Here is a 6,990-nt window from a genome sequence, read left to right as displayed (position 1 = left end):
GCGGCCACGTTGTCAGGGTTGTCGTACTGGTTCGGGCACCATGCGTCCGGTTCGGCGTCGAGCAGCTCGGCCACCTTCTGGCGGCGCGCCTGCTGCCAGCCCCCTTCCGGGTGCGGGGCGGTCACGGTGTGGACCTCGGCGCCGTAGGCCCGTAGCAGTCCGGCGACCTGGGGTTCCATGCCGGGGTCGGTAACGACCGAGACGGGGTGGCCGTAGGTGATGCCGGCCAGGGCCAGGCCGAGACCGAGGGTTCCGGAGGTGGATTCCACGATCCGGGCGCCGGGCAGCAGCGCCCCGCGCGCCCGGGCGGCGGCCACCATGTACAGGGCGGTGCGGTCCTTGATCCCGCCGGGGTTGCAGCCTTCGAGCTTGGCCCAGAACCCGCTCCCGGCGGGGGTGAAGGGCTGACCCACCCACAGGACGGGGGTGTCGCCGACCAGGGCGGCCGGGGTGGAGCCGAACCGCACCGGGGCGGACAGCAACGAAGCGGGGCTGTCGGGCGTGTCGAGGACAGGGGGTACGTGGTTCATCATGGTCGGACAGCTCTCCCACCGCCTCCCGTGGGCGACAGTCCCGGGCGGCGGTGACACGGATGGGGTGAACGGTGGACGCGGTCACCACCCGCTCGACCGGTGCCGGACCGTGCCGGCTTCCGCTGTGCGGGCGGGGCGTCCCCGTCAGCTCCGCCACACCTGCAACTCGGCCCTGAGCCGACCACCGTCCGCGCACCCCGCCCGGTCCGAAGGCGCCGCGCCGGGCGGCCCCCGCCCGGCCATCACGCCCGGCACGGCCTGGGCCTGCACCTGCGACGGCGACCACGCCTGCGGCTGCGGCTGCTGGTCGGGCTTCGGCTCCGCCGGGTCGGCCCGGTCGACGGCCGGACCGTCGACGTCCGTGCACGTGCCCGGTGCGCCGGGACGCTCCTGGCGCTGCCCGAACGCCACCGCCGTCACCGCACTCCCCGGCCCGGCCACGGGCTCGGCGGCAACGGTCACGCTGTCGACCCGCCCGACCCCGACGGCCAACGGCCCGTGCACGCACCCGGCCAGGTGGACGAGCACGAGCAGCACGAGCAGCACGAGCCCGAACCGGGGCAGGCACACCCGGGCCCGCTCCTCTCGCGACCGCCCGCTCAGCATGATCACAAGTTAGCGGCATACCGGCATAAAGTTCCCGTCAACCAGGCTCAGACATCCCGTCGGCGCAGGAACACCCAACCCAGGGCGAGAGCCCCGGCCGTCCACGCCCCCAGCGTCGCCCCGCCGCTCAGGGCGGTGGCGCTGTGCGCGTGCGTCATCGCCAGTCCGGCGTCGAACGGCATCACCGTACTCCCCACACTGCCGAGGGCTATGGAGGCGACGAACAAGGCGAACGCGACCCCCAGTGCCGCGACCGGACTGCGCAGGAAGACGCCCAGCCCCATACCGAGCAATCCGCAGAGCGCGAGGTAGGGACCCCCGGCGAGCGCCGCACGCGCCATGCCGGGCTCCTGCCAGGACACGCTCAGCCCGGCGCCGTCGAGGAAGCCGGCGCCGATGAAGAAGGCGGTCACCGACGCGAGGGTGCCGGCCACCAGCGCCACGGCTGCGAACGCGACGGCCTTGCTCGCGAACAGCCGGTTCCGGGAGGGCACGGCCATCAGTGACGGCCGGATGGTGCCACTGGTGTATTCGACAGTGGAAACGAGTACGCCCGCGACGGTGAAGGCGAGAAGGCCGAACTTGATGCCGAACTGGGTGATCATCGTGGGGTCCTCCACGATGCGGTACCCGTGGCGCACGCTCCCGGCATTCTGGAACGAACTCCGCGCACCCAGGCCGATGGTGAGGGCCACACCCATCACCAGCGCGACCAGGGCTCCGCGGTGGCTGCGCAGTTTTATCCATTCGCCGGCAACGGCGTCCATGAATCGTGGTCGTCGTGCGGGCGCGGCGGCAGGAAGCCTGCCCGAGCGGACGGATTCGGAATACATGGGTCTGGCCTCGCGTGTCAGACGGCGTCGCTGGAGGAGTACGGAACGCCCCTCGCTCATTTCTCGTTCTCCTCTCTCACGTCCCCCTCCGCATCCCTACTGCTCTCCACAGAGCGTCTGGTCGATGGCCTTGGTCGCGGCGTTCACCGTGTTCTGGAACCGCTGCCGGCTCTTGTCCTGATCGATGGTCCCGTCGGCGTTGCGGACGGGACGGACACCGTTGATGGAGAGGGTGACCGACCTACCGTCCGGAGTGGTTCCGGTCAGCGTCTGGTACCCCAGGACCCGGCCGGTGTGACCCCAATACCCCCTCGCGTTCGCCGGCTTGCCGGCGTCGCAGGTGAGGGGGACGTGCTCCAGGCCCAGCCCGTATCCGGCACCGGGCTCACCAGCGGTCTCGGGAACGGTGCTCTGCATTTCCTCGATCTGCTGCGCGCCGAGGAGCCGTCCGGGGGTGAGGAGCGCGGCGTAGAAGGCGTCGATGTCGGCGGTGGTGCTGGCGATCTGCCCACCGGCGCCGACCCAGGTACGGCGGTCCAGGTCGGTGACGTCCAGAGGACGGTCCATGCCGGGGATCACTTCGTACCCCTGGGCGTGGGGGCCGGGGAGGGTCCTCCGCGCCCCCGGGTCGGGGATCGACGTGTCGTGGAGCCCGAGCTTGTCGATGATCCGGGTGCTCACCTCATGGCTCCAGGAATGTCCGGTCACGGCTTCGATGAGCTTGCCTGCGATGTCGTAGCCGGTGTTGGAGTAGAGCATGTTCGGGCGGCCTCGGGAGTCCTTGCTTCCCGGGAGGAAGGCCAGCTTGCCCTTCAGCGGCCCGGCGATCAGCCGATCGGTGTCGGGGGGTGTGGCGAGGAACTTCTTGATCTGGCTCGGACTCGATCCCGGGGGAGGAACGAGCCCCTGGGTGGCTCCCTCGGCATCGTCGAGGCCGCTGGTGTGCTGGAGGAGCTGGCGGACGGTGATGGTCTTCTTCGCAGCGAGCTGGACGCTGTCCTTGGGGAAGAGGTGCGGCAGTACCGAGACGACCGGCTCGTCCAGGCCGAGGAGCGGCCTGCCCTGCGCATCGGTCTCTTCCGTCAGCTGCAGGATCACGGTAGCGATGAACGTCTTGGTGAGGCTCCCCGCCCGGAACCGAGAATCCGGCTGCACGGGAGCCTCGGTCGTGAGGTTGCTGACGCCGCTGGTGGCTTCCTGGCTGCCGCGGACGTCGTGGAGGCCGAGGACGACTCCGACCGCCCCGGCATCGTGAATGCTGTCGGCCGCCTGCCGGAGCGCGCCCTCCGGGCGGTCGGTCGCGGAGGCGGAGGAAGCCGCGAGGAGCCCCGCGATGATCGCCGTGCTGGCCACCAGCGCGGTCGAGATGGACAGGCGGGTCTTCCGCTGTCGCATGGGCTTCTCCTTTCAGGGGTGCTTTTCTGCCGGTCCGGCCGTTCGTCGAAAAGGCTATGAAGGCTGCCCTGTAGTCCGAATCCCGCCCGCGAGGGAACCTGCGCGGTGGTTCTCAGGTAGTACCGGTCGACGGGCCGACGAAGGGCAGTCGGCATGTGCCGGCGACAGCGGCCGCTTCCCGGACGCTGCCTGCCCCGGGTGATACCTGGGAGCTACCGCAAAGGTGCGCTCCCTGGCGGGACGCGGATTACGGGGGCGGGTTCGTAGCGTCGTTCCCGGAAGCCGCTCGTGGCTTCGTGCCCCGAGTGGAAGGACCGCCGTGATGTTCCCGATCGCCCGTCTGCGCCGCGGCCTACTGGCCCTGTTGATCCTCTCGGCCCTCGTGGTCCCCGTGACGGCCGCGAGTCGGCCCCGGGTACCGGCGCCCGCCCCGGCCCGGCTCGCCCCGCTGACCGCGGCCACGCTGCCACGGGCCTATGCCGCGAACCGTGCGGACATCCTCCGGGCAGCGGGCGAGGCCGCCGCCTCCGGCGCCGCCGGCCGCGCGGCCCGGCTGCGGGTGCTGGCGGAGGACGGCAGACAGTTCCTCACCTTCGACGGCCGCGGCAGCGGCCGGACGGCGGAGGTGCTCGGGGACCTGGCCCGCGCGGACCGGATAGCCGTCCTGGTGCCCGGCGCCGACACCGACCTGGACACCTACGACGAGCTGGACGGCCGTCCACCCGCCGGCCTCTCCTGGCGGGACGGCGCCGCCTCCTCGTGCGCGGTGTCCGCCGCGAACGCGGCCCGGGCCGATCACCGCTCGCTCGGCGGCGCCGCCCTGGACCTGCGCCGGGAACTGTGCCGACAGGACCCCGCCGCCCGCGTCGCCGTGGTGACCTGGATCGGTTACGACACCCCGAGTGTCACCGGGCCGGCGGTGCTGACCGACGGCCGCGCCCGTACTGCTGCATCCGCTCTCCGGGAGTTCCTCGGGACCTTGCGGCGGATCGACCCCCGGGCCGAGATGTCGCTGCTGTGCCATTCCTACGGGTCGGTGGTCTGCGGCCAGGCGGCCCCCGGACTGGACGTCGCCGACATCGCGCTGTTCGGCAGCCCGGGTGTCGCAGCGCCCGACGTAGCGGCGCTCCGCACTCCCGCGACGGTGTGGGCGGGCCGCGGTGGGAGCGACTGGATCGCCGACGTCCCGCACATAAGCATCGGCCTCCCCGGCGGCAGCAGCCTCGGCTTCGGCCAGGACCCCCTCGCCACCCGCTTCGGCGCTCACCGCTTCCCTGCCGGGGACGGCGGCCACAGCGACTACTTCGCGCCCGGTTCCCTTTCCCTGCAGAACCTCGCCCGCATCGTCCTCGACCGCCGGCCGGAGGCCGTCCATGTCTGACCTGGCCGCCTCCTGCGAGCCATGCTCCGCACGTCCGAGCGCGGGCGGGGCGCACCACGCCGCGGGCCACGGGCGGCGGCACACTGGTCCCAGGAGGCTCCGGCCCCGTACCCCGTCGGTTCCTCGAAGAGCCGAGCACGAACAGGGACACTCTCATGGCGCAGGCTGACGGCAGCGGAGGCGGTGGCCTTCCCCCGAAGCGGACCCGGCGTGCGCGGGCGGCGCGCATCATGGGTTCCGCGGTCGCGCCTCTGCCCGCCCCTCAATGGTGGCCACGGGCCGTGCGCTACCTGCCGCACGCGCTGGTCCTGGCCGCGGCAGCCTTGGTGTTGCTGACCGGGGGAAAGGAGCTGGCGATCTACTACCGCGTCGACGCCGCCGCGCCCATCGCCGCTGCCTACGCCGCGGCCCTGGCCCTCGCTCTCTACGTACCCGGGCCGGCTTGGCTGTTCTCCCTCACGGTCTGCGCCGTCACGTCCTTCCTGCTGCACCTCACCCAGTGGCCCTGGCCGGCGCTCTACGCGCACGCCGGGGTGCTGTTCCTGCTCTCCTTGCGCGTGCGGGCGCGCACCGCTTCGGTCGCGCTGGCCCTGAGCGTGGCCCTGACGCTCGCTCTGCCGCTCGCCGGGCCCGGAGTGCCGGCGGTCTCCGACTTCAGTTACGGCTACAGCTCGGCAGGCCTCTTCGTGGTCGTCGTCGTCACCGGCGTCCTGCTCCGCAGCCGGCGCGAAGCGCACTCCGAGGCCCTGCGGCAAGCCGCGGCCACGGCCGAGGAACGGGCCCGGCGCACCGTTCTGGAGGAACGCGGCCGGATCGCCCGGGAGCTGCACGACGTGGTGGCCCATCACATGTCCGTCGTCTCCATCCAGGCCCAGGTCGCCTCACGCGTGCTGGAGGATCCACCGCCGGCACTGTTGGACAGCCTCTCGGCGATCCGGGCCGGCACGGTCGAGGCCCTCGGCGAACTCCGCCACGTCCTGGCCCTGCTGCGCGCCGAGGACTCCGACGACGACACCCCGTACACGCCCCAGCCGACCCTGGCCCAACTCGGGCAGTTGACCGACACCGTTCGCGCGACCGGGACCACGGTCACGACCGAGACGACCGGAACACCCCGGCCGCTGACGTCCGGTGTGGAGCTGTCCGCCTACCGCATCGTCCAGGAAGCTCTCAGCAACGCCCTGCGCCACTCCCCCGGCGCCGCCGTCCACGTGCACCTGGCGTACGCGAGCGATCGGCTGACCGTCGAGGTGACCAATACGGCGCCCGGCCGGGCCACTCGGCCGGTTCCCGGTGCCGGACACGGTCTGCTCGGCATGCGCGAGCGGACCACGATGCTGGGAGGCCGGCTCGCCGCGCACCCCACCGAGGACGGCGGCTACGCCGTGACCGCCACCCTCCCCGCCGAGGCGGCCGCTGCCCCCACTGCCACCGCCACCGCGCCACCGGACCCGTACCCGCACCCGCACCCGCACCCGCACCCGCACCAGAAATGAGCACCGCCGATGACGATCCGGGCGCTGATCGCCGACGACCAGATCATGATCCGCCAGGGGTTCTCCGCTCTCCTCGGCTCGGAGCCCGACATCCAGGTCGTGGGACAGGCCGCGGACGGTGTCGAGGCCGTCGCGCTGGCCGAGGAACTCCGCCCCGACGTGATCCTCATGGACATCCGCATGCCGGGCATGGACGGGATCGAAGCCACCCGTCAGATCACGCGGAACGGCGAGTCGACCGCGAAGATCCTGGTCCTGACCACCTTCGACCTCGACGAATACGTCTACGAGGCCCTGCGCGCGGGAGCTTCGGGCTTCCTCCTCAAGAGCGCCTCGGCCGAGCACCTCGCCGAGGCCGTACGCGTCGTCGCCGCGGGAGAGGCGCTCCTGGCGCCCAGTGTCACCAAACGGCTCCTCACCCGCTTCGCACGGATGGAGGGCCCGCAGCTGGCCCTGGCGGACCCGGGCAGCCCGCTGACCGAACGCGAGACGGAGGTCCTCCTGCTGATCGCCCAGGGCCTGGCCAACGGCGAGATCGCCGCCCGGCTCGTCATCGCCGAGCAGACGGTGAAGACCTACGTCAGCCGCATCCTCGCCAAGCTCGGCCTGCGTGACCGTACGCAAGCCGTCGTCTACGCCTACGAGACCGGCCTGGTCCGACCCGGGCGGGACGACTGAGCCTGGCCGGAGCGCCGGGTCCGGTCATGTCAGCGGGGCGAGGGGGCGGCGGTGTGGTGGCGCAGGGG

7 protein-coding genes are annotated in these 6,990 nt (G+C 72.2%); 3 read left to right on the top strand and 4 right to left on the bottom strand.

What is annotated here, in order from left to right; translation table 11 throughout:
* The 4 genes from EF918_RS30155 to EF918_RS30140 all read right to left on the bottom strand — a co-directional run.
* On the bottom strand, window positions 1–530 hold a 530-nt coding region (locus EF918_RS30155; RefSeq protein ID WP_125652106.1), incomplete at its 3' end, for a pyridoxal-phosphate dependent enzyme.
* Between the two features lie 147 nt (window positions 531–677).
* Window positions 678–1,139 carry a hypothetical protein gene (locus EF918_RS30150; RefSeq protein WP_125652105.1) on the bottom strand — a complete coding sequence of 154 codons (462 nt, stop codon included), beginning with the start codon at window positions 1,137–1,139 and terminating at the stop codon, window positions 678–680.
* Window positions 1,140–1,186: 47 nt separating this feature from the next.
* Window positions 1,187–1,906, bottom strand: coding sequence for an ABC transporter permease subunit (locus EF918_RS30145; RefSeq protein ID WP_125652104.1), 720 nt, complete (start codon window positions 1,904–1,906; stop codon window positions 1,187–1,189).
* Window positions 1,907–2,068: 162 nt separating this feature from the next.
* The gene (locus EF918_RS30140; protein ID WP_125652103.1) at window positions 2,069–3,367 is read right to left on the bottom strand and encodes a serine hydrolase; all 1,299 of its coding nucleotides are present in this window, start codon (window positions 3,365–3,367) and stop codon (window positions 2,069–2,071) included.
* Window positions 3,368–3,689: 322 nt separating this feature from the next.
* On the opposite strand from EF918_RS30140, the gene EF918_RS30135 reads away from it, so the two are divergent.
* The 3 genes from EF918_RS30135 to EF918_RS30125 all read left to right on the top strand — a co-directional run bounded on the left by EF918_RS30135 (window position 3,690) and on the right by EF918_RS30125 (window position 6,922).
* Complete coding sequence (locus EF918_RS30135; RefSeq protein ID WP_125652102.1) at window positions 3,690–4,748, top strand: alpha/beta hydrolase; 1,059 nt, start codon at window positions 3,690–3,692, stop codon at window positions 4,746–4,748.
* A 281-nt stretch (window positions 4,749–5,029) separates the two neighbouring features.
* On the top strand, window positions 5,030–6,244 hold the full coding sequence (locus EF918_RS30130; protein ID WP_125652101.1) for a sensor histidine kinase: 1,215 nt from the start codon (window positions 5,030–5,032) through the stop codon (window positions 6,242–6,244).
* A gap of 9 nt (window positions 6,245–6,253) precedes the next feature.
* Entirely contained in the window at window positions 6,254–6,922 is a 669-nt protein-coding gene (locus tag EF918_RS30125) for a response regulator transcription factor (RefSeq protein WP_125652100.1), read from the top strand.
* Window positions 6,923–6,990 lie beyond the last annotated feature (68 nt).

This window comes from Streptomyces sp. WAC06614, from assembly GCF_003949795.1.
In the GTDB taxonomy this organism is placed as follows: Bacteria; Actinomycetota; Actinomycetes; order Streptomycetales; family Streptomycetaceae; genus Streptomyces.
Note: the sequence above shows the minus strand (reverse complement) of the source record. Positions and strands in the feature narration are given on the sequence as shown.

Coding starts and splice junctions, on each gene's coding strand:
- EF918_RS30150 (WP_125652105.1), bottom strand. CDS start 1,139: ATGCTGAGCGGGCGGTCGCGAGAGGAGCGGGCCCGGGTGTGCCTGCCC.
- EF918_RS30145 (WP_125652104.1), bottom strand. CDS start 1,906: ATGGACGCCGTTGCCGGCGAATGGATAAAACTGCGCAGCCACCGCGGA.
- EF918_RS30140 (WP_125652103.1), bottom strand. CDS start 3,367: ATGCGACAGCGGAAGACCCGCCTGTCCATCTCGACCGCGCTGGTGGCC.
- EF918_RS30135 (WP_125652102.1), top strand. CDS start 3,690: ATGTTCCCGATCGCCCGTCTGCGCCGCGGCCTACTGGCCCTGTTGATC.
- EF918_RS30125 (WP_125652100.1), top strand. CDS start 6,254: ATGACGATCCGGGCGCTGATCGCCGACGACCAGATCATGATCCGCCAG.